This is a genomic window from Sphingomonas pollutisoli (genome assembly GCF_029167165.1).
GTDB classification, from domain to species: Bacteria; Pseudomonadota; Alphaproteobacteria; order Sphingomonadales; family Sphingomonadaceae; genus Sphingomonas; species Sphingomonas pollutisoli.
In genome coordinates, this window is record NZ_JARFNJ010000015.1 from 29,711 (window position 1) to 52,236 (window position 22,526).

The following is a 22,526-nucleotide window of genomic DNA, read 5'->3' on the forward strand; positions in this document are numbered from 1 at the left end:
AACCTCAGCGAAGCAAGTGAATCGCTTGAGTCGAGCAATTGCGCCTGCCATCAGCATGAATATAGCCCGACCCCGAATTGCGGCAGGGACGCGGCCTCACTGGGTATTGGAGTGTTAGCAAGTGCGCCATCGCGCCCCTTCATAGCCACGTTCAAATCCGCACGCGCTCTACTTCGGCGAGCGTGATGGTGTCGCGCCGGCGATCGTAAAGCTGCGTGGTTCGGGTCGATGCGTGATTGGCCAGCGATGCCGCGTTCTCGAGTGTGCCCCCGTTGGTCAGAAACGTGGTGATCCCCGTTGCGCGAAACGTGTGATTGCCAATCTTGGTCTCGATCCCGGCCGCCTTGGCACGTCGCCTGACCATGGCATACGCGTCGGGCTGGGTGAGAGGTGTCTCGCTGAGCCGCTTTGTATCGCGCGCGATGGTGCGGAACAGCGCGCCTTTCGGATCATTGATCCCGCAGGTCTCGATATAAGCGTAGAGATACTCTTCGAGTTGGTGGTGGCATGGCAGTTCGTGCCGCTTGCCGCCTTTTTCCTGCAGGCGGATCCAGAGCCTGCGTCCTTGGACGAAAACATCCTCTCGTTTCATCGACAACGCCGCACCGACCCGTGCGAATGTATAGACCATGAGACCGATCAGAGCCCGGTCGCGCAGACCGATCTCGGCCGACACGTCGACCGCATCCAGAAGCGCACGGGTTTCGCGCGTGTCGAGCACCGGTGTACGCCCGGTGCGCACCGAATGCGCCGGTCCGCGCACCGACGAGGCTGGATTGAACGGCACGACCTGTCCGACGACGAGCCAATCGAACAGATGCCGCACCCCTGCCAGTCGCTGCTTGACCGTGGGCGCGGAGCGCGCGCGGTAAAGGTCTTCGATCCAGCTAGCGACGTGGAGCGGCTGCACCTCTGTCAGCGCCACGACGCCGCGGGCCGCGCACCAGTCGAGGAATTCTCGCGCCGCATGGGCATAAGCGCGGCGTGTGTTCGGGTTGCGGATCGCGACCGCGAAGAATTCGAGGAAGCGCATCTGTGCAGGCGTATCGGCTGCTGCGACCAGCGCCGGCAGAGTCAGGTCGGAGGAAAGGGGGAGGGTAGGTGCGTGCATCAAGCGTCTCTCTCCGCACGATAGCCCCGCCTTCGCACAATGGGAATCCGGGGCGTAGATGTCTTTTGAGCGGCGGCTACCTTAAACGATAGGATATGGATATCCTATCTATATACTATAACTAGAAAGATCGTGCCATATTGTTTAGGCCTAATACGCCGGACGAACTGGTGAATGCCATTTCCGAGCCGTTGGTGCGCGGCGCGGTGTGGGCCAATTAGGATCGTACCGACGGCTTCGACATGCTGCCGGCGTTGGATCAGTCTTCTCGACAACAGCAGCAGACGCCGGGCTCCGGGCGAGTGATCACAGAAATGAATCAGTGAGCCGATATTGATTCAGGAAAATCGCCGGACTTCGCGAGCCCGATTTTGTAGATTTTGCGCCATGAAAGGCGCAGCCGTATCACTTCCCGATCCGATCGAGCTGGTAGCGTTCGACCCGGCCAAAAATGTCCGGCGTCGCTACAGCATTACCGCCAGCCTCGACCTATTCGGTATGATTGTTATAGAAACGCGATGGGGGCGGATCGGCGCACACGGCCAGGCGCAGCGGCACGCCTTCGCCGATCCCGAGGCAGCGTCGCGCCATGTCGCCGCGACGCTGCGGAGGCGGGGTACGGCCGAGAGTCGGATCGGGGTAGCTTATCGGCCCATCATCGTAACCGACGAAGACGTGGCCATTGTGTAGGCCGCCTATCGTGTAGCGGCCCTTTGGCCGTTCGGCCGAATAACGTGTCGTCCCGAACCCCGTCATTCGAGCAGTAGGAAGCATCTATGCCATTTCTCCGTGTCGAGCGCGTATTTTGGGGAACTGGTTTTGAGAATTCACAACGTCTGGAGCCGGAAGCGCAACGGCTAGTGGGCTTGCGACCCTGTTGAAGCTTCCTTTACGGGAATCCGCGATCGCTACAGCGATCCGAGCGAGTTAGATCAAGGTTGAAGATCGGGAACCGGAGCGCCACGCTGGAACGCGAGAAGATCAGGGGAGGGCGGCTTGGTCCCGGCGACATTCGCCTCGCATGGGCTGTTCCGATCGCGTTGATCTCGACGCTAACGGCTTCATGCCGCTGCTCATCAAACCGCTACCGTGGAATGTACGAATAATGCACAGCAGCCTTCGAGGAAGTTGCGCGCCGAGGTGACTCTGATGGGCCGTGATGCCGAGCGGCTGACGGCCGAGTTCATGGTGGTCCTGACCGTCGCTAGCGGGTGGTGCGAGCGAGCAGCCGATCGATTTCAGCGAGGCTTGCATCGAGGTCTGATACCGCGTCGCCCAAGGGGCCCCGGTCGAGTGATGCGTGCGCGGTGTCGCGCACTGCCTCGCCTCGAGACCAGGCGATCTTGCCACCCGTGGCGAGAGTAGCGAGCCCCGCATCGGCAAGCGCAAGTGCCTGAATGTCGGCACCGGCGCGGGACAGGCCCAATCCGCGCGCGAGTTGAGCACGACTGACCGCATTGAGCGACAGCACGATCAGCCATGCCTCTCTTGCCTTGGAATTGCGCGATCGGTGAGCGAGCGCCCGCCCACCGCGGTCGAGATCTACATGGATTTGCTCTAATCGTTGAAAGCTGGCAGCGAGAGCAGACGATACGCCTTGCAGGAGCGCGGTTGCAATCTCCTCCGGCTCGAGATCGGAGCGGAACAGCGCGCGCGAGACCAAACCAGCGACGGGCGGTCGCCCGAGTGGTGAGGCTGCCGTCAGCAGAGCGAGGTTGAGCGCCCACGCTGCTCCTGGATCGGGCGCCACGAAATGGCGGTGGGGAAGGCCGGGCAGCGAGACGCTCGCCTCCGATCCGCCATCTTCGGCAAAGGCCGGATCGAGACGGAGCTGGTCGATGACGGAGGCCAAGGTCATCGCGTATGCAGGGGCGACGGCCGCGCCGCTGATAGCTCGAGCGATGGGTCCACCGGAGGAATGAGGATTTGCGAGGGCATCGCAGGCCGCCGCGAGCAGTTCGCCTTCGTCGGCGCGGAAGCGGCGCGTCGCACCGACCGCGCGCACAAGCCAGCCAGCCGCGTCGGCGATCGACGGGATGGCGCGATCGGCCAGCCACAGGAGCATAGCGTCGCGGCGGGGGTCCTCACTGAGCAGCAGCTGCGCAGGCGCGGCTTTGTGTGCTGGCCCGACCTCGCCGGCGCCAGCGTCGCGTAGAAACACGTCCCACGCCCGCGAAATCAGCGAGATAGCCGCGGCGCGCCGAAGATCTGCCCCGGCGAATTGCCAGGCACCCTCATACCGGCCGAGCGCGTGAGCGACGGCAGTTGTAGCGGGTCCAATTTCCATCACGTCGGTACTATGCCCAGTAATCATCAGATTACTAGGCATCTCGCTACACGTTCAGACCGCACTTTCCATAATAGAACATTATGGTAAGAACAGGCGCAAAGAGGACCGCGGTTGATCTTGTCGGCCGACGAAGGAGATTGAAGGCTGATGAAGCAGATTTGTGGGGAAACGTCGGCCTTGTTCAGCCTGTCGGCGAAGGAGCTTGCCGCGTTGCTCGGGCGCGTTCGCGAGGGCCAGTTCGAACATCCTGTGGCCGTCCACTCCGAAGGCCCTATGGGCGGCCTCGTCCAGTTCCGCTCGTTCGAGGAAGCCATGCTGGTCAAGCTAGCGATCGTATGACCGAAAGCGTCGCCGGCGAAATCGTCGTCCACCAGCTCGACGGTCGCGCCCTGCCGCAGCGGCGGAAGCGCGGTTCGGCCGAGCCTATCGACGCCCGGCTGCTCCGCACGATCGCCGCGGCTCTGCCATCCGACTTTCCTCCGGTCAGCCAGCTAGGTGTCGAGACTGCGCTCGAGGCGATGGCCGAGGCCACCAAGGCCGCGATCGCCGCCGACCTCGATTGTTTCGTGAGCTGGTGCATCGAACAGCAGCGAGCTCTCTTCCCCGCCGACCCGGAGGATCTTGTTTTATACCTGCGTCACCTCGAGGCGCAGGACAAAAAGCCGGCAACCCTGTCGCGGCGCATGGCGAGCATCGCCAGCGCCCACCGCTTGGTCGGGCTCGGCGCCAAGGACGGCCTGCCGACCGATCATCCGATGGTGCGCAATGCGCTGCGCGCCAACCGCCGCCGGAAGGGTGCGGTGCAGCGTCAGGCGGCGCCGCTGCGCTATGGCGGTCCGCTCGACGAGCAAGGCGAGATCACGGGGTTTACGATCACCGCGCTGCTCGGCGCCTGCAGCGGCGACGCGCAGGGGCTGCGAGACGCCGCGCTGCTCTCGTTGGGCTATGACGCGGGCCTGCGCGTCAGTGAACTGACCGCCGCAGCCGTCGAGCATCTCGAGCCGCAGGCCGACGGCTCCGGTCTGCTCGCCATTCCGCGCTCCAAGATCGACCAGGAGGGGCAGGGCAGTTGGGCGTGGCTATCGCCCGAGACCATGCGCCGCGTGCAGGCGTGGCTGGTGCAGAGCGGGATCGAGGCCGGACCACTGTTTCGGCGGGTCGGGATCGACCGGCGCCGGGCGCGGGCGGCAGTTCCACCGCAGGCCTATCATGCGATCCCGGGCAATACGCGGCATTGGCAGGGGCGACTCCGCGGCACGCCAGCGGTGCAGGCGACGGTGACCTACACGATTGGTGAGACCCCCCTTACCCGCCAGGGCGTCTGCGCAATTTATCGGCGGGTCGCGCTGGCCGCGGCGGACGCGGGGCTAGTCGACACCTCGGGCGCGAAGCTGTGAACCGCCCCGGGTTTGCCGGAGGCTCCATCTCCTGAGAGAGTGGAGCCACGATGAGCAAGACGACGAACAAGTTTTCGCCTGAGGTCCGCGAGCGGGCCGTACGCATGGTTGTCGAGCATGAGGGGGAACACCCCTCACGCTGGGCGGCGGTGGTTTCAATAGCCGAGAAGATCGGCTGCTCCGCGCACACTCTGTTGGAGTGGGTGAAAAAGGCTGAGGTCGATAGCGGCAAGCGGGCCGGCGTGCCGACAGATGTCGCGGAGAAGCTGAAGGCGTTGGAGCGCGAGAACCGCGAGCTGCGGCAGGCCAACGAGATCCTCCGCAAGGCATCCGCGTATTTTGCTCAGGCGGAGCTCGACCGCCCGTTCCGCAAATGATCGCCTTCATCGATGAGCATCGTGAGGCCTATGGGGTCGAGCCGATCTGCAAGGTTCTGCCGATCGCCCCATCCACCTACCACCAGCATGTCGCGCAGCGACAGGATCCATCCCTGCTATCCGAACGCGCGAGGCGCGACCGGGATCTGAAGCCCGAGATCGCGCGCGTTTTTACCGAGAATTTCGCGGTCTATGGTGTGCGGAAAGTTTGGCGACAGATGAAGCGAGAGGGCTTCGCCGTCGCTCGCTGCACCGTCGCGCGATTGATGCAGGAAATGGGCCTTCAGGGGGTGATCCGCGGCAAGCCGGTGCGCACAACCATCAGCGACAAGGCCACGCCGTGCCCGCTGGATCACGTCAATCGCAAGTTCCACGCCCCGGCGCCGAACATGCTGTGGGTGTCGGACTTCACCTATGTCGCGACCTGGGCAGGCTTCGTCTACGTCGCGTTCGTCATAGATACCTATGCCAGGCGGATCGTTGGTTGGCGGGCCAGCCGGACGGCGCATGCCAGCTTCGTGCTGGATGCCCTAGAACAGGCGCTTCACGATCGCAGGCCGCCCCATCGGGGCGGTCTCATCCACCATAGCGACCGCGGATCCCAATACGTATCCATCAAGTACACCGAGCGCCTCGCCGAAGCCGGGATCGAACCGTCCGTCGGAAGCGTCGGCGACTCCTATGACAACGCTTTGGCCGAGACGATCAACGGCCTTTACAAGGCCGAGGTGATCCATCGACGCGGGCCATGGCGATCCTTTGAGGCCGTGGAATATGCCACGCTCGAGTGGGTGGACTGGTTCAACCACCGCCGTCTGCTCGAGCCTATCGGCAACGTCCCACCCGCTGAAGCCGAGGAGCGATATTACGCCATGCTCGACGACGAACGCATGGCAGCCTAACTTAACCCTTGGAGCCTCCGACGAACCCGGGGCGGTTCACTTAAGGCTGGAACAAACATTCCTATGCTGCTAACGTAAAAATTGCAAATGCCGCCACGGCGCATACACTCTGAATGGAATTGCATTGTCCAAGCAAGCCGAACAGGACTATCTCAGATTAACCGGTGACGCTGGACGCTATCATAGCATAAATAAGCCGTTTTCGGATGAATACTGCGGAATTAACCTTGCATCTATCGGTACAATTATGGATCTTCTTCCGAGTCCACCCGCTCGCATCTTAGATATGGGTTGCGGGGGAGGATGGACTAGCGTCTTTTTAGCTCGGAGAGGCTTTGAGGTCGTAGGCCAAGACATCGCACCAGATATGATCGAACTTGCCCGCGAAAATAAAGCTCGGCAAGGTGTGGAGCTAAACTTAACGTTCGTATGTGCCGACTACGAGAGCATGATGATAGATGCCACATTCGACGCTGTTATCTTTTTCGATTGCCTCCATCATTCCGAAGATGAGCGAGCCGCGATCGAGATGGCCTATCGGTCGCTCAAACCTGGCGGCGTGCTGATTACGCACGAGCCGGGCGAAGGTCATGCCACAGCGCCCGGATCTATCGAGGCGATGAAGCTGTTCGGTGTAACTGAGCGAGATATGCCGCCGCACGTCATTATCGGACATGGACGAGCCGTCGGATTTTCTGACCATCGCGTGTTTCCGATGCAGAGCGAAATTCGAGAGTTATTTTACCGCCACCCAGTTCCCAAAATTGCCAGTAGACGCGGTTTTTTACTAGCAAAGCGCGTACTTAAAGCTGCATTCCGGCCATCAGAGCGCGCAAGCTCGATTGTTACCCTGATCAAGTAACGTTGTAGAACTTGGGTAAGGGCAAACATCGTAAAAGTAACTTTGATAGTCAGGCGCTGGTGGCAACCTGACCAGAAATAGCGACAGGCTCAGCGCCGACGTCGCTCACGATGTCTGTGAGGCGAAGGACAGATGACGCAACGACTAGCTAGCGCCGCTACCTGTTGCAATCAGCGCAGCGTGCTGGTGGCGGTCGGGTCTGGTCATCAGCAACCCGACCCTACGACAGCTGCTTTCACGCCGATCGCCATGTTGCATGCAGCGTTGGTGCCCTGGGCGAAAACGCCATTGGCGATTACGTTGGCTGCCACTGCCCCGTCGTGCATATAGATGCCGGTGGCCTGAGTGTGGAACCCGTCATCGGCTATATAGCTGCCAGAAATCAGATATTTCGTGCTGGCTCCGATGAGCAGGAGGCCGGAATTGTTGTTACCAGATGCACCGTTTCCGACTGATCGCACATTGGTAAGGGTGATAGAGTTCAAGCCTGCACCAGCAGCGACCGAAAGTCCTGCCCAGCTATTACCACTGAAAACCGCACTGGTTAGGCTGAAGCTGCTGTTCGATATCCCGGTCCCGTCGAACAGCATACCAAACCCCACGCTCGATGCGGAGGTGGCTTGACCGCGCCCAGTTGGGGTCTGCCCCGCGAGTTCGGCGAAGACGCTCGATATTTGATTGAATCGACCCATCCGTGTGAACAAAAACCCGTTGTTCCCGTCGGAGGATGAGTACGGGTTGAGCATAATAAGGTCGTTCATCGCGGAGGTTGGTACTCCTCCAAAAAGGAATCCCCCGGCTGTGTTGGCGAAGCTTCCAGCCGTAATGAACGTTTGCCCCGTGTCGAGGCCGGTTGTTGACTGAAGCTGCGTGTTGTATCCCCATCCGTTGTTCTTCTGGGATAAAGGATTGAGTAACTGCCATTGAACGGCAGGAAATTCTTTTGTATCCGTGAAGTAAAATCCATCAGAATAGTTTTGCTGCGATGTACAGAACGTGCAGCGCGCCCAAGCTGTGGCCCCAAGCCTGAAGCCAACGTATTGATTCTGCGATGTCACGTTGACGAGCGTCGGATGTGCCAGGTCTTGGGAATTTATACCCGCCCCAGCGATGGCCACCACCGATCTATCAATTGTGATATCGGTAATCACCGGTCCGGCGTGCGGTGCAAGTGTGATGACATCGCTCGTCGCATTAGTTCCGACGATTTTCACGCACGCCTGCGATGCGCCTCTGACCACCGGCGACCCAGAAATCGAGACATTCGTGACCTTGTACGTCCCGCACGGAATATAGAGTTCGTAATTGCCCGAAGCCGCTGATGCAATCGCTCCGGAAAGCCCGGATGTGCTATCTGTCGTGCCGCTTGGGTCCACGCCGGCGGTCAATGTCGCGGCCATAACCTCATGCGGCGCTCGCGGTGCCAGAGGGCCTAAGTCCGCACCGTTGATGCGACCGTAAATGCCAGCAACCGTATTCCAAAGCTCGCCGTTTACAGGAGATACGGGCGCAGATCCTGGCTTGGTATTAAGCCCGGAGAACGCGGCCCTGCCGGCCGTTCCGTCAATCGCATAGGTTCGGCCTGGCAACTTGTCGCCCGAGTAAGTCGATGAGGACGATCTGATGCCAGCGGACGTCGGAGAGCGGACTCCTCTGGTCACGGTCCTCGCGGTTGAAATCGCCGTAGCCTGCTTCGCGGTGCCCCCCTGTACGACGGGTACGACTTCGCCGGCGCTCATGGTGTTCGCGCTAGGCAGGCCAGAAATGGCGACCTGAGCGAACGAAATCGAGGGCATGCAAATGGCCAGAGCGACGGCGAACAGTAGCTTCATTGACATGATCCCGTTCACGAGTTTGCTGGCCAGTTCGCAGCATCGATACTGGACAATCTGGTGATCGATCTATCCTCGATACCGCCCGATTCGCTTAGAAATTTCGCTCAACCGGTGTGATCCTCGGAGTGAAAGCATCTCCTCGCGGGGGAGTGGCACATGAATTCTCTCTCAGGAACCGAATGCGAATCAACGAAAATTTGCACTCGTGGTCACCATGGGCGGAGTTGAGACCCCTCTCGTCCTGGCCAGCACGAAAACCTGCATTTGCGTCTCCGCCAGCGGCGATGCCCACAGATATATGCGCTAGGACCGGCATCGTGAGCGGCACAGAAGAGACATCCGTTCCGGAATGCTACAGTATAATTCTGCGAAACCGTCCTCGTGACGGTAGCGCTGCCCCATGGAAGATCAGGCCGCACGGAAGTTTTGAACGCCGGATCGCATAGAGTGAGTTGGCATCTGTCTCGGTGAGAAAACCATTCACAGCGACCGCCGTTGCCACGGCGTCACCGATTTCGCGACGAAGGTGGATAGATCGCCGTCGTCGAGGATATCGATCCTCGCAGCGTCCGAAAGCCATCAAGTCGGTTGTTGAGATCAAAATTGTGTGGCAATCGCGCAAACATGAGGCTGCCCAACCAGCATTTCAAAGGGGTGAAAACGATCTGCGGTTCGCGAGACGCCGGCATCTAGAGAATATCTATATTGCAGTTTTGTGATAACAAATAAAGAAGTGAAGTTGATGAACTTTCTGTGGGCTTTGCAAAAATGAGTGAGCGTATAATATTTGATATACGCCGGTTGCAAAAACATGCTGCGCATTACAGTCCGCTTGATCGGATCTTTATTGCGATAATCAGAAGTATTCCTGATTCTGTATTGGCTGAGCGGACGGTGCAGATGTACGCCGATCCTGTGCGGCCGATACCCCAGGTACTCGCCGATTTACGTATCGGCATTGTCCGCTACGCGCCGTTCCGCCGCGAAGCGGTACTTGTCATCGAGCCGGTGGGGATGGACGATGTCAGCCTGCGCGACATGGTGCAGCCCGCAATCCGCGGCATGGTGCGGGTGTTGGCCGTTGCCGATCGAGGTCCTGTCGCACAGGGCGACGGGGAAGGCGTCAGTCAGTTGCTGGAACTGCGTATGCGTCCGATGGTGAGCGAGGATACGGCGGAGGGCGGTCCCTCGGCAACGGTGTCCCTTCCCGCCGCCGCTGATGAAAGCCTCCGCGCGCCCTGCACCGGGCTGTACAAGGCGTCGCTAGAGGCGCTTTTTGCCGGTGACCAGCCGGTGCTGGCGGTCGATGGCGCGCTGGCGATGGACAAGGACATCATGCGCGCGGTCCTCGGGCTGACGCGGCGCAATCCCGCGCGCATTCTGGTCTGCGGCGAAAGTGCTGCGGTCGATGCGCCCGAAGTGTCTGTGCTGCGCCCCGGTCCAGCCCTGCTTGGGCGGATCGCCGCCCGGTCGCTGGCCGTACTGGTTCCCGCCGCGGGTGGATCGCAGGCCTTGTCGATGCCCGAAGTGCTGGGACTCGGCGGACGCTGCGTAGCTGTGGGGAAGACGCTTCAGGTCCACGATCTGGGTGAACTGGCAGCGCTCCCTTCCGGGACCACGGAGCCGTTGTTCGCGCCGGATTATGCCGCGTTCTGGGATCAGGTGCTGACGGCCGCGCCATCAGCGCCGGTGGCCGCCGTGCCTGAGCGGCCCAGGATCGCGCTGGTCACGCCGTTTGTCCCGCAGAAAGGCGGTCCGCCGCAATCCTCGCTCAACTTTGCGTTGGCGCTGACGGAAATCGCGCAGCTCGATATCTGGACCGATAGCAACATGCTGCCCGCGCACCGCGCCCGCATGAACGCGGTTTATCGGCTGGACGCTACGTTCGAGGCAGATCGTTACGACGGGATCGTCTACGTCCTCGGTAATCATCCGATGTACCTGAAGATCTTCGACATGATGCGCGAGCATGGCGGGACACTGATCCTGCATGACGCGCACATGGTCGATTTCCTTAGTCAACGTTACGGACGTAAGCGGCTTAGCGCGATCCTTTCACAGGAACATGGGGCGCCGATCGATGCATCCGACCCCGGGAAGGTCATCGGCAAGCTCATCGAATATGGCCGACCGTTCCTCCGCGAGATTGTGCGGCACGCAAACCCGACAATCGTGCACAGTCCGACCTCGGCGGCGGTGCTTCACAACCTGTATGGGATTGATGTGAATTATTTTCCGTTAGGCATGTCCTATCCATTCGAGCCATCAGAACTGACTCCGGAAGCCCGCCTGCAGGCCAAGTTGGCGCTGGGTATAATACCCTCGCGCCCATGCATCGCATCCTTCGGCGAAGTGCACATGATGAAGGGCGCCAAGCAGTGCCTGTTCGTGATGAAGGAACTGCTGGACTGGGGCATCGACTTCCAGTTCCTGTTCGTGGGTCCGGTCGACAAGTCGCTGGACAACGAACTGCGTGAGCGGATTGAGCAGTACGGTCTGCAGGACCATGTCGTCATCAAGGGCGCGGTTTCAGACGCCGACTATATCCAGCACCTGAAGGCGGTCGATATCGTGCTGCAAATTCGGCAAATCCCCTTTGGTCAGGTGTCCGGCGCGCTGCTCGATGCGGTGTCGGCGGGGATGCATGGCGTGGCGTCCGAGAACCTCGCGCGGTCGATCGAGGCGCCGCCGCTGGTGCGGCGGGTCAACGACAAGGCGTCTCCTACGATCTATGCCGAACAGTTGGCCGAGATGATCGCCGCGAGAAGTTATGAGGACCGGCCCGGACCCGGGTGGGAGGATTTCACCGTCAAGCACGATTTCGGCCGCTATGCCCGCAATCTGCTGTCGATGTTGTTCGGCAAGCGGGATTGACGATGAACGACATGACTTCCGCCAGCCTCGCGCAGGCGTTGATCCGTGACAAGTTCCTGATCAACTTCAACAACCTCGTGTCCTACCCGATCCGCACAGGCATCCAGCGCGTTTGCTATGAGTTCAGCACACGCTGGCCGTACATCGACGATACCATCCCTTTCGTAGAGCTGGGCCTGGATCGGATCGGGATCCTCGATCCTGACTTCTTCGAAAGCGTGCGCGAGCTGTTCGAAAACAGCGACGACGTGTTGCGTGTCCTCTCGAACGAGTTCGCAGATCTCGACATCGATCCCAGTCCGGGCTGGATCGCGATGCTGTCCGCCCGGAACCGCATCATCTGCGAGATTTCCGTCGAACAGGCGTTGGAATGCTGCCGGGCGGTCATTTCACTGGAAGAGTCGCTGAACCTTGAATTCTTCAGTCTTGCGGCGGCGACGCGACCAGAGAAAATCTTCAATTTGTGCCATGATTTCCTCTCGTGGACCCATTCCGAATTCTTCTCAATTGACTGGCGGGCTGCCGACAATATCAGTCTGTCACTCACGAACCGGCGCAAGTATACACACAATATATTCACATCGACCACCACGCGCGACGTCTTCGTAAACCGTATTAATCGCGGTGACAGACGACCGTACCGCGTGATCGCTCCGGGCGCCGACGGGTTGGGTCGCACTTATCGCAAGACCGCGCCAGGTTCTTCCGAATTTCTAGTCGTCGGCACGCTGGAGCCACGTAAGCAGTCGCTGCACATCCTGCGCGCATTCGAACGACTACGGGCGCAGGGCCACGATGCGCGCCTGTGCTTCGCGGGCCGTATGGGCTGGCTGGAGCCTGCCGATAAGGCGGAGCTGGAAGCCGCTTTCGAGCGCTATTCGTGGCTGCGCTGGGTGGACAGCCCGGCGGACGAAGAGCTGCGCGATCTTTTGATGCACTGCCGCGCCTCGATTTACATGTCGGTGGCCGAGGGCTTTGGTTCGCCGCCGGTGGAAAGCTTGGCGCTGGGTGTGCCGTGCATCGTCACGGCCGATCTGCCCAGCATCCTTGACCTCGCGCCCGGGGGGCAGTTACGCGTCGAAGCGCGCGACGGCCAGGCGCTGGAAGACGCTGTGCGTCGCCTGCTCGATGATGACGCCGTGCTGGCGCTCCAAGCCGAGATCGAGACGCTGGAGCTGCCGACCTGGCAGTCCTTCGTGGACGGTATCGCGGCGCTCGTTACCGAGAAGGTGGGTGCTCCGGAGCGATCGGGCACGGCTACGAGCTATCGCGCCCGCCTCGGCATCCTCGCCTCGCTGTCGCTGTTGCGGCAGTTCGACCGAGACGAGCTGGTGGAGCATCTCGTTTCGGCGGCGATCCCGGGGATCGGCGAGGACGAGATGGCCCGATGGCTGGTCAGGGCGGAACGGGCGGACTGGTCCAATACCGAGGTCGCCTTGAACCTCATGGCTGCTTTCCCCGAAGCCCTGCCGGTGCGCCTAGTCAACGATGCCGTCACCGGCAATCTAGAGACAACCGCCTATATTCCGCCGAGCTTCGCGAAGGAATGGCGCACCCGGTTCCGCAGGCTCATGCAGATTCCGGCTTATCCCGCCTTTCATGAAGCCATCTACACCGACCTGCTGTTCCGCGATCCTGGGCCGGGCGAAGTGGACGCGCACATGCCCTTCGACGAGCGCGCGACGCTGCGCACGACGTACCTCCGAGGTGCCGTCAACAGCGAGGAGTATCGCGCGCGCCTGGAGGCGGGCCTGCGCCGCAGGTTCCCGGCGGGCTATGCGGACAAGATTTCGCTGCCCACGATCGGTTGGAAGCTGCGCGTGATCGACCAGCTCGATTCCGAAGCTGCGGTGGACAGGGCGTTGCTGATTGACGAGGATGACGAATTCCTCGACGCCGCCAGCCTCGACCTGACCGGGCAGGTGCCCTCGCGGGACGGGCGGGTAAAGCTCCAGGCGCTGCTCAAGGGACGGCATGGCCGTGAACGTGCGCTGCTGCGCCTGCTGCTCTCCGAGGCCGGCCTGCGCCGGGCTAAGGATCCGCAGGTGCACTTGGAACTGATCCGCACTTTGGCGTTGCGTGCTGGGTTGGCAAGGCGGCCATGCACGGAAGAGCGCACGATCGCGGGCAAGGTCAATGCGGTGGCGGCACTTCCAGGCGCTGGCCTGGCTGCGGGGGTCTCGGCGTTCCTGGGGCGCGAAGCGACGCCGGCCGAACTGCTCCTTGCCGACTTCGGGCAGACGCCGGTATCCGTCAAGCCCGGCAGCGCGGACCTGCTGGCTGCCCGGCTGGTGCTTTATGCGACGCTGCGGGGTGAAGTCGCGCTGTCGCCCGCCTTCGTAGGCTGGGCGGTGGAGCGTCTAGCGGAATTGCCGTATTCGAATCGGAACGATACCGGGCAGTGGCGTCCCGCATCTTCGCCCGAAACGGCCTTCGCCGTGCTGTTTGGTCGCGATCCGGACGTGCAGGAAGCTGCCGTGCTCGCCGCTGCGCGCGCGCGGGGACTGGGCCCTGCCGATGTCGTCGATGCAGTGCGGATCGCAGCACTGCGGGCGGGGCAGGTGCGCGACATTCTGCCCGAACTCGCGCATTTCGCGCAGGACCATGCGCGTTTCGTCGATCGTTTCGGACCGCTTACTGCGCTGTCCGACGCCCTACTGTCAGCGGCCCCGGAACCGCGCCGCCAAGCATGGAGCCGGCCTGCTCCTCAGGCGGCGCCGAACGCGCAGCATGTTGCGCCGTTACCGGTGCTGCAAGCGTTCGGCCATGCGCCACGCTCGGAAGGTGATATCCTGACGATCGACCAGTTGATGGCGCTCGACGGCGAGGATTTCGTGCGCATGGCCTATCGTAAGCTGCTGCTGCGCGAAGCCGACGAAGGCGGGGTGCAGACTTATCTGAAAGCGCTGGACGCCGGACGCAGCAAGGCGGCGATCATCTACAGCCTGAGCCTCAGTGCAGAGGGTAGGGCCGCAGATGCCAACCTCGTGGGGCTTGATGGGTTGGTCTCTCGCCAGCGCGCGATGCGGCGCTGGCCGGTGCGCAAGTTGCTTAAGATGGCGGGCGTCCCGCTCTGATTTTTTTCTGGATCGAAAACGAGAAGATGAAATGTTCGAACGGCTGATTCACCGAAACGTCCGCGCGCGTGCGCCGTTGCGTCTGGGGTTGGGGGGGGGGGGCACCGACCTGCTGCCCTATTGTGACGACTTCGGCGGCGTCGTGCTCAATGCTACCATCGACCGTTATGCCTATGCCCACCTGGCAAGCCGGGACGATGGGCGCATCGTGTTGCGCGCCGACGACCTGGGTAGCGAGGACGAACTGCCCGCCACACTCGATTTCAGCATCCGCGAAGGGCTGGTGCTGCACCGAGCCACCTACAAGGTGATGATGGAGCGGTACAACGACGGCAAGGCGATGCCGCTGACCATCTCCACCACGATCGACGTTCCGGCGGGATCCGGCCTCGGCGCGTCCTCGGCGCTCACAGTGGCCCTGATCGAGGCATTCGCGCTTGCGCTCAAGCTGCCGCTCGGTCCTTACGAGATTGCTGAGATGGCTTATGATATAGAGCGCGTCCAGCTAGGCATGCTAGGCGGTAAGCAGGATCAGTATGCGGCGGCGTTCGGCGGGTTCAACTTCATCGAATTTTTAAAGGGCGGCGTCGGCGTCATCGTCAATCCGCTGCGCCTGCATCGCGATTGTCTGAACGAGTTCGAATCCTCTCTGGTGATCTGTTTCAGCGGCCAGTCGCGGGAATCTGCGCGGATCATCGAGGACCAGGTGTCTGGCCTCAAGCAGATGGACGACAAGACCATCGTCTCGATGCACGAGATCAAAGAACACGCCACCCGCATGAAGACCATGCTGCTGGGCGGCCAGATCCGGCAGACCGCCAACGTGCTGCAGCAGGCTTGGCAGGCCAAGAAGAACACCGCTTCGACCATCTCCAACAGCACCATCGACGGCCTGCTGGACGTGGCGATGCGCAATGGCGCGTGGGGAGGTAAGGTATCGGGCGCGGGCGGTGGCGGCTTCATCATGCTGCTCGCCAATCCGTCGCGGCGCCATCACCTGATCGAAGCGCTCGACGACGCGGGCGGCAATGCCAGCGCGGTGCGCCTGACGTTCGAAGGCGTGGAAGCTTGGGTGGTTCCGGAATGACGCTAGGACCGGTAAGCGCGGGGGAGTGCCGCTGATGGTCGATCAATGTGCGATCCTGCTCGGCGGGCTGGGTACCCGCCTGGGTAGCCTGACCCGCGAGACGCCCAAGCCGCTGCTGCCCGTCGGCGGCACACCCTTCATCGAACTGCTGGTTCGTGAGGCATGGCGCCAGGGCTTCCGCAAGGTGTTGCTGCTCGCGGGCTACAAGTCCGAACGGGTGTTCGATTTCGTCGACGCCCTGCGCACCCGCATGCCGCAGGGGCACACCCTCGATGTGGTGGTGGAGCCTGAGCCGCTGGGTACTGGGGGCGCCGTAGCCAATGCGCTGCCGGTGCTGGACGAGCGATTCCTGCTGCTGAACGGGGACACCTGGTTCGACTGCAATTGGAACGCACTGTGCAGCGCCGACGTCGTGGGCGAAGGCCTGAGCAACGCTTCGCTCGCGGTGCGGGCAGTGCCGCTGGCGGACCGTTACGAAACCATCGACTTTGCGGCCGACGGGCAGGTGAGAGCGGTCGTGCCCCGCGGAGAGGCGCTTGTCGCGCCGTACTACGTCAACGGCGGGGCCTATTGTCTGTCGCGCGATCATGTGCGCGGACTGGGCGAACGCTTCTCGATAGAGCAGGACGTGCTGCCTCGCCTGGCGGCGGCGGGCAAGCTACGAGCTCGCGGGTTCGAGGGGTACTTCCTCGACATCGGTGTGCCGGAATCCTACGAACGCAGCCAGATCGAAGTGCCCGCGCAGCGCCACAGGCCCGCGCTGTTTCTCGATCGCGACGGCGTGCTCAACCATGACGAAGGCTATGTCGGCACGACCGACCGCTTCCGCTGGATCGACGGTGCGATCGAGGCCGTTCGTCTGGCTAACGACATGGGCTATTACGTCTTCGTGGTCACCAACCAGGCCGGCGTTGCCCGGGGCTACTATCCGGTAGAGAACGTGAGCGCGTTGTTTGACTGGATGAATGCGCAGCTGCGCGCGCAGGGCGCACACATCGACGACTGGCGCTTCTGCCCCTATCATCCCGATGGCACCGTGGAGCAGTACAGCCACGTTCATCCGTGGCGCAAGCCGGAACCGGGCATGCTGCTTGACCTCATGGAACACTGGGAGATCGATATCCCGGCCAGCCTCCTCGTTGGCGATCAGGACACCGATCTTGCCGCCGCGCGCGCCGTAGGCATCGCGGCACACAAGTTCGCAGGTGGAAACCTGCGCGACTTCGTCGCCCCCCATCTTGTCAGCCAGAAAGTCACGACATGAAGCAGCGTATCATGGAACTTGAACAGGAAGCCCGTGCCTGGTTGGTCGACATCGCTGCGCCGGTGTGGAGTAGCTGCGGGCGCACTGCGTCCGCCCTCTTCCCCGAGCGGATGACACTGGAGGGCGTGCCCAACGGCGAATATTTCCGCACCTTCGTGCAGGCGCGTCACATCTATTCTATGGTCGCGGCGGGTAGGGCGGGCTGGACCGGCCCGTGGCGCGCGCTAGTGGACGAGACGATGCGCGTCCTCATCGCCAAGGCTAAGCGCTCCGACGGCTTCTACGTCCACCGCCTCGACCATGACGCTGCCGTGCTCGACGCGAGGGCGGATCTCTACGACCAAGCCTTCGTCCTCTTCGCGCTGGGCACGGCCGGCGGCGCGCTGGGAGAGGAATCCTTCTTCGACGAAGCCGAGGCGCTGCTCGACACAATCGAGGCGAATTGGTCGCATCCGGAAGGCGGCTTTCGCGAGGGTGAGATCGTCGATCCGTCGGTGCGTCGACAGAACCCGCACATGCACCTGTTCGAGGCGTTCAGCGCGCTGCACGAAGCCAGCGGCCGCAAGCGCTTCGGCGATGCGGCGCTTGCGGTGGCGGAACTGTGCCGGACCCGGCTGGTCGATCCGGTATCAGGCGCGCTGCTGGAGTACTTCGGCGAGGACTGGACTCCCGCGCCCGGCGACGAAGGCCGCATCGCTGAGCCGGGCCACTGCTTCGAATGGGCTTGGCTGTTTGAGCGTTTGGCCCGCTCGGGCGCCCCAAACGCCGTCGCCCTTTCCGACGCCATGACCGCGTTCGCCCGCCGCCACGGCATCGATGCGCGGCGTGGCGTTGCGATCAACGAAGTGCTGACCGACGGCAGCGTAGTCAACGGCAAGGCCCGCCTTTGGCCGCAGACCGAGCGCCTCAAGGTGGCGGTCGCGCGCTATCATCGCACCGGCAGAGATGAGGATCTACGCGAAGTCGCAGACGCGTGGACCGGTCTGCGCAAATACTTACTGCCCGAAGCGCAGCACTTGTGGCGCGACAAGATGAACGAAGATGGCAGTTTCATTGAGGAACTCGCCCCGGGTAGCTCGCTCTATCACATCTCCTGCGCGATCTTGGAGATGTGTTCTCTGCGCACCGCAGGGGAAGCTCTGGACTGTGTTTCTTGATTCCGGGTTTTTCTGGCCTTTGATTCGGGCGGTCGCACAAGGTCGGCATCGCCGGAGAGGATGCCCGGTTTTCAGACCCGTTTCAGGCAGCTTGGACATTCTTGCCGGGATGACGGATTCAGACAAGCCCCCAGTAACGGCTGCCCCGTCTTTTCCTCGTCGCCGAGGCCGAGATCTGGTGGATGGGCGGCTGATATCGCGTGGTCGCATAGAGGATCTAAAACCCGGGCCGTCACGGTTGAGAAGATCTTTCAAAATCCGGCGGCTTCGACAGCCATCAGAGCAGCGCGGCCACGTAATCGACATGCTGAGCGAACTGCGGATGCGGCGTGATAGCGATCGGGCCGATTCGCTCGTAGCTTGCGAAGCAGCCCGCGACGAAGCTTTCGAGATCGACGGGGCGATAGTTACCCACGTCCTTGAAAACATAGCTTCCGGCCACGCCTAGTGCGTCCGCGATTTCCGGGTAGACCGCGAAGGCCGCACCCGTGGCGAGGTTGTCGTGCGGCACGATCCCGTTGGGAAACGGCAGGCGGCCCAGGGAGCGCAGCAGTTCGGCCGCGATGTCGTGTAGGACGTGGATGCGCGGATGATTTATGCTAAACATGAACGCTTCGTTCCGCCCCCATGTCCGGATCGGCGCGGCTATGTCGAGACCGAAGCGGGCCAAGTCCTCCACCAGGCGGTCGCGTTCGGGCAGCCACATGGCTGTGTAGCCACAGCGTTCCAGGAAGCTGCTGTTGAAGCGCGGGACGGTGTCGGCAACGCTCATCCCGGCGCGGAAGCAGGCATAAGCGATTGCCGAGTGATAATCGCCCACCGGGCCGACCACGGGCCGTCCATCGTGCTGTAGGTAGATCAGATCGGGATGGAATGCCCGGCAGGTGATCATCGGCAGAGCGACGTGATTCGGGATCGCGTCGATCCGCGCGGATGCAATTTCACCCTTCACGCCGTCGGCGATGAAAAGGGTGCTGTACTTGTCCATCGCCGCGTTGAAGCGATCGGGATCGGAATTGAACAGAAGGGTGTCCACACCCGTGACCTGCACGTCGGAAACCTGCGCCTGCAAGCAGTTGGCAAGGCCGAAGGTCTGGCAGTTCGAAATGACGAGCCACTGTTCCATGGAAGAGTTCATGCCCTTGCGCTGTCCATGATTTCCTCGTCACACACGATGCCGATGGCGGAAGCCTTGCGCACAGCTTCGGGGGCGACGTCCGCCACCTTGGGGTCGTGGCCTTCGATGTAGTTCTGCATGAAGCAACGCATGGCGTGCGAAACGCCCAGCGCATTCACTTCACGGCGGTCCAGTTCGTAATAGAGCCCGCCCGAAAAGCTGCCGGCGATGATCTCGTAGGACGGAAAATAGTCCACCCAATCGAACTGCTTGAGCGCCATTTCTGCGGCCACGCGCAGCACCGACTTGCTGTAGGTAGTGGAGACGAGGACCGAACGCGGCTCGTACGTGGCGATCAGGGGCACCGGCGAGACGGTGAGCAGCACCCGCGCGCCTGGGTTGAGGGCGTGAAACTTCTCCAAGAAGGTTTCCAGCGCACCGTATGTTTCGGCAAGGTCAAAGTTGACGAATTCGTGCCGACTTTGATCGAAAGTTCCGCCCACAACACCGGGTGCGGCGGAGAATACGGAACCATCCTCGCGTGATCGCCATGCTTCCGTCAACCCCAGCGTGAAGACGAAGACGTCGGTTTCCTCGAACAAGCGGCGCACGGCGGCGAGGTGCCGGTCGCGATCGGCGATGACGGCGGCCTCATCGGCGAAGCCGTCCGGCTCGATCTGCTGACGGAAGGGGTCAATAAAGCGGTCGCCGGGTTGGGGCCAGGCGCGATCGTGCGGTACCCGCTGCCCGAACGCCTCCTCAAACAGCTGGAGCAACTGCACGGTCGTATAGACGTTACCGTAGCGGGCCGAGAAAGTGCCGTAGTTGCGCTTGCTGCGTTGCATCTCGTCGATGCCGTCTCCCGCCTCGGTCACGAAGTAGTTGAAGCCCGATGCCATGATCCGGCGGGAGATATGCTGCGCAAAGCAGCTTCCCGCAGTGCCAACGCGGGCATTCTTGCCGATCTTGAAGCGGGTATGCGTGACGGGGTCGACCCGGTGGTGTTCGACGGCGGAGATTGAACGGCGCCAGAACTGGTGCGCTGGCAATCCGCGGTAGGGGTTGGACGACGGGTCGCTGTCGCGCGGGGCGGCGACCTGGACCGTCAAGCCGGACAGCAGCAGCCCCAGGTTGCGCCCGTCGTCGCCTATGCCGTAGCGTGAAGGCTGGCCGGGATTGCGGATGCTGAGTACGATTTCCAGCGGCGCTTCAGCGTCGCCTGCAGGCAGCGATACCGCGGCCTCGATCCGTTCGTGCCGGAAGTGGTGGGAAAAGCTGCAGTCGGCAGCCTGCACCCCGTTGACGGTGATGGTGATGCCTTGCGCGCCGATGTCGGGGCGACGAAGGGGAAGCCGCTGAGCACCAGCAGCAGGTCGCGGGGCCGCGCCGGGTCGGCAGCTAGGACGATGCGGGCGGTCTCGCCATCGGTCCAGCGACCGATAGGCTCGGCTCCGGAAAACCCCTCGAGGGCGAGGAGAAGATCGGGTGATGCCGGTTCGGGACGGGTAAAATCGAGTTCCAGCGCGGGTGGGCTTGCGTTCATCACGGCCTCTTCGATGCAGTATCGGCACGGCTGAAGCGACAGTAGCGGGTTTGCCTGGGGATGTCAGCCGGTGCGTGACGCGGGGACGTTCGTTCTTTCAAGGGACGCCATTCCAAAACCTGAAATGTATATTAATGAACCGGGGGCGGCGACGTCGGCCCCGGAAAAACGGCGCTTCGTCACGGCTCTCCGTGTAGGATGCGCAAGTGACGGTCGTAAGCCTGCTCGAAGTCTGGGTAGAACGCCATGTCGCCCTGATGGAGGACGGCGAACCGGCCGCAATGCTTGCGCACGTATTCTGGATCGTGGGAAATGATGAGCATCGCCCGGTCGGCGCGCTTCTGGAACAGTTCAACCTCGCAACGTTCGTGGAAGCGGGCATCGCCCACCGCGCTTACTTCGTCGATCAGGTAGCAGTCGAACTCGATGATCATCGAGACCGCGAAGGCCAGGCGCGCGCGCATGCCCTGCGAATAGGAGCGCACCGGCTCGCGCAGGTAGAGGCCTAGCTCGGTGAAATCGGCGACGAAATCGATGTTACGCTGGTAGTCCTGCTTGTAGATTCGACTAATGAAGCGGACGTTGTCGAGGCCGGTCAGGGCGTTTTGAAACGCGCCACCGAAGGCCAGCGGCCAGGATACGGACATGCCCTGTTCGATCCGGCCGGAAGTGGGGCGCTCCGCCCCGCTGACCAGGCGGGCGAGGGTGGACTTGCCCGCGCCGTTGCGGCCCAGCACGCCCAGCTTCTCCCCTCGGTCGAGGTTGAACGAGACGTCTTTCAGCACCACCCGATCGCCGGCGCGGGTGGGGTAAATCTTGTGGACGTGTTCGACCTCGATCATTCGGGCGTTACCTCCCGGTTGATCACTGCGATCTGTGACAGCGCCAGCCAGGTTAGGGCCACGCAGCAGGCGAGCAAGTAGAAGAAATCGTAATGCACGCGGACCTGCTCGCCGAAATAGCCCTCGCGGACGATCTCGACGCCGTTCACCATCGGCACATAGAGGACGTACTTGCGGGCGGCTGGGGGAAGGGCATCGACCATGAATGCTGCACCGGACAGCGGGAAGGCAAGATAGGAGATGGGGTGCCAGAGGCGCTCCACCATCTCGCTCTTTTCCGACATGGCACCGAGGAACATGCCGAGCGCGGCGCCGAACCACGCGATCATCACCCATCCGCCCGCAACGGTTAGAATGTCCGCGGGCGGTTCCAGCCACCCGATGTAGATGTAGAACAGGCTGAGCGTCACGAACGATATAGTCGCACCGCCTGCTTCCAGCAGCACGCGGGCCAGGAAGATGTCAATTGCCCGCACATTGCGGTGGTACATCAGCGCAAGGTTCGGATCGATCGCGCCGATGCAGCGCGCGGGCATGTTGCGCCAGAGCAGCACGCTAGAATAGCCGGTGAGCGCGAAGGCGACGATGGGCAGGGACGATCCGTGCAGCGCCTGGGTCAACGTCCACAGGATAGTGACGCCGGTCGTGAACAGCATGGGCTCCACGAACAGCCACAGGAAGCCGATATTGTGACGTCCGTAGCGGGTCAGGATCTCGCGCATGAGGAGGGCATAGACGACCCGCCCCTGCACCGATGCGCTTCGCCTCACTGCTGCAAGATGTGACCGCAT

Annotated in this window: 18 protein-coding genes and 1 other annotated feature; of the genes, 11 read left to right on the forward strand and 7 right to left on the reverse strand. The window is 62.0% G+C overall.

What is annotated here, in order from left to right; all coding sequences use genetic code 11:
* Positions 1–151: 151 nt before the first annotated feature.
* Complete coding sequence (locus PX554_RS22805; RefSeq protein WP_275504642.1) at positions 152–1,111, reverse strand: tyrosine-type recombinase/integrase; 960 nt, start codon at positions 1,109–1,111, stop codon at positions 152–154.
* Between the two features lie 387 nt (positions 1,112–1,498).
* Between PX554_RS22805 and PX554_RS22810 the strand changes: the two genes are divergently transcribed.
* Positions 1,499–1,801: a WGR domain-containing protein gene (locus PX554_RS22810; protein WP_275504643.1), complete on the forward strand. Its 303-nt coding sequence runs from the start codon at positions 1,499–1,501 to the stop codon at positions 1,799–1,801.
* Between the two features lie 514 nt (positions 1,802–2,315).
* Here PX554_RS22810 and PX554_RS22815 read toward each other — a convergent pair.
* A complete protein-coding gene (locus tag PX554_RS22815; RefSeq protein WP_275504644.1) occupies positions 2,316–2,969 on the reverse strand; it encodes a hypothetical protein in 654 nt (217 codons plus the stop codon).
* Between the two features lie 60 nt (positions 2,970–3,029).
* On the opposite strand from PX554_RS22815, the gene PX554_RS22820 reads away from it, so the two are divergent.
* The 5 genes from PX554_RS22820 to PX554_RS22840 all read left to right on the forward strand — a co-directional run bounded on the left by PX554_RS22820 (position 3,030) and on the right by PX554_RS22840 (position 6,939).
* Positions 3,030–3,266, forward strand: a complete 237-nt coding sequence (locus PX554_RS22820; protein WP_275504645.1) for a hypothetical protein — start codon at positions 3,030–3,032, stop codon at positions 3,264–3,266.
* Between the two features lie 282 nt (positions 3,267–3,548).
* Complete coding sequence (locus PX554_RS22825) at positions 3,549–3,740, forward strand: hypothetical protein (protein WP_275504646.1); 192 nt, start codon at positions 3,549–3,551, stop codon at positions 3,738–3,740.
* The gene (locus PX554_RS22830) at positions 3,737–4,798 is read left to right on the forward strand and encodes an integrase (RefSeq protein WP_275504647.1); all 1,062 of its coding nucleotides are present in this window, start codon (positions 3,737–3,739) and stop codon (positions 4,796–4,798) included. The genes PX554_RS22825 and PX554_RS22830 overlap by 4 nt, the downstream gene beginning before the upstream one ends.
* A 50-nt stretch (positions 4,799–4,848) precedes the next feature.
* Positions 4,849–6,077 (forward strand): IS3 family transposase gene (locus PX554_RS22835; protein ID WP_275504648.1). Its coding sequence is split into 2 segments (ribosomal slippage): positions 4,849–5,137 and positions 5,137–6,077, totalling 1,230 coding nucleotides; the frame shifts between segments, so codons are not numbered across the junction.
* Positions 5,130–5,246 (forward strand) — a sequence feature (AL1L pseudoknot). It overlaps the preceding gene by 117 nt.
* A 247-nt stretch (positions 6,078–6,324) precedes the next feature.
* Entirely contained in the window at positions 6,325–6,939 is a 615-nt protein-coding gene (locus PX554_RS22840) for a class I SAM-dependent methyltransferase (protein ID WP_275504682.1), read from the forward strand.
* A 206-nt stretch (positions 6,940–7,145) separates the two neighbouring features.
* On the opposite strand, the gene PX554_RS22845 is transcribed toward PX554_RS22840, so the two are convergent.
* Complete coding sequence (locus PX554_RS22845) at positions 7,146–8,771, reverse strand: hypothetical protein (protein WP_275504649.1); 1,626 nt, start codon at positions 8,769–8,771, stop codon at positions 7,146–7,148.
* A gap of 771 nt (positions 8,772–9,542) precedes the next feature.
* Here PX554_RS22845 and PX554_RS22850 point away from each other — a divergent pair.
* The 5 genes from PX554_RS22850 to PX554_RS22870 are packed head-to-tail and all read left to right on the forward strand — an operon-like array spanning position 9,543 to position 18,233.
* A complete protein-coding gene (locus PX554_RS22850) occupies positions 9,543–11,648 on the forward strand; it encodes a glycosyltransferase (protein WP_275504650.1) in 2,106 nt (701 codons plus the stop codon).
* A 2-nt stretch (positions 11,649–11,650) separates the two neighbouring features.
* Complete coding sequence (locus tag PX554_RS22855; RefSeq protein ID WP_275504651.1) at positions 11,651–14,725, forward strand: glycosyltransferase; 3,075 nt, start codon at positions 11,651–11,653, stop codon at positions 14,723–14,725.
* A gap of 31 nt (positions 14,726–14,756) precedes the next feature.
* Entirely contained in the window at positions 14,757–15,812 is a 1,056-nt protein-coding gene (locus PX554_RS22860) for a GHMP family kinase ATP-binding protein (RefSeq protein ID WP_275504652.1), read from the forward strand.
* 34 nt (positions 15,813–15,846) lie between these two features.
* Positions 15,847–17,076: an HAD-IIIA family hydrolase gene (locus PX554_RS22865; RefSeq protein WP_275504683.1), complete on the forward strand. Its 1,230-nt coding sequence runs from the start codon at positions 15,847–15,849 to the stop codon at positions 17,074–17,076.
* A gap of 41 nt (positions 17,077–17,117) precedes the next feature.
* Positions 17,118–18,233 (forward strand): AGE family epimerase/isomerase, encoded by a 1,116-nt coding sequence (locus PX554_RS22870; RefSeq protein ID WP_275504653.1) that lies wholly within the window; start codon positions 17,118–17,120, stop codon positions 18,231–18,233.
* Between the two features lie 277 nt (positions 18,234–18,510).
* Here the strand turns inward: PX554_RS22870 and PX554_RS22875 are convergent, their stop codons facing one another.
* The 4 genes from PX554_RS22875 to PX554_RS22890 all read right to left on the reverse strand — a co-directional run bounded on the left by PX554_RS22875 (position 18,511) and on the right by PX554_RS22890 (position 22,526).
* Positions 18,511–19,359 (reverse strand): WcbI family polysaccharide biosynthesis putative acetyltransferase, encoded by an 849-nt coding sequence (locus tag PX554_RS22875; protein WP_275504654.1) that lies wholly within the window; start codon positions 19,357–19,359, stop codon positions 18,511–18,513.
* 8 nt (positions 19,360–19,367) lie between these two features.
* On the reverse strand, positions 19,368–20,645 hold the full coding sequence (locus PX554_RS22880; RefSeq protein ID WP_275504655.1) for a GSCFA domain-containing protein: 1,278 nt from the start codon (positions 20,643–20,645) through the stop codon (positions 19,368–19,370).
* A 427-nt stretch (positions 20,646–21,072) separates the two neighbouring features.
* Positions 21,073–21,735, reverse strand: coding sequence for an ABC transporter ATP-binding protein (locus PX554_RS22885; RefSeq protein ID WP_275504656.1), 663 nt, complete (start codon positions 21,733–21,735; stop codon positions 21,073–21,075).
* The gene (locus tag PX554_RS22890; protein ID WP_275504684.1) at positions 21,732–22,526 is read right to left on the reverse strand and encodes an ABC transporter permease; all 795 of its coding nucleotides are present in this window, start codon (positions 22,524–22,526) and stop codon (positions 21,732–21,734) included. The genes PX554_RS22885 and PX554_RS22890 overlap by 4 nt, the downstream gene beginning before the upstream one ends.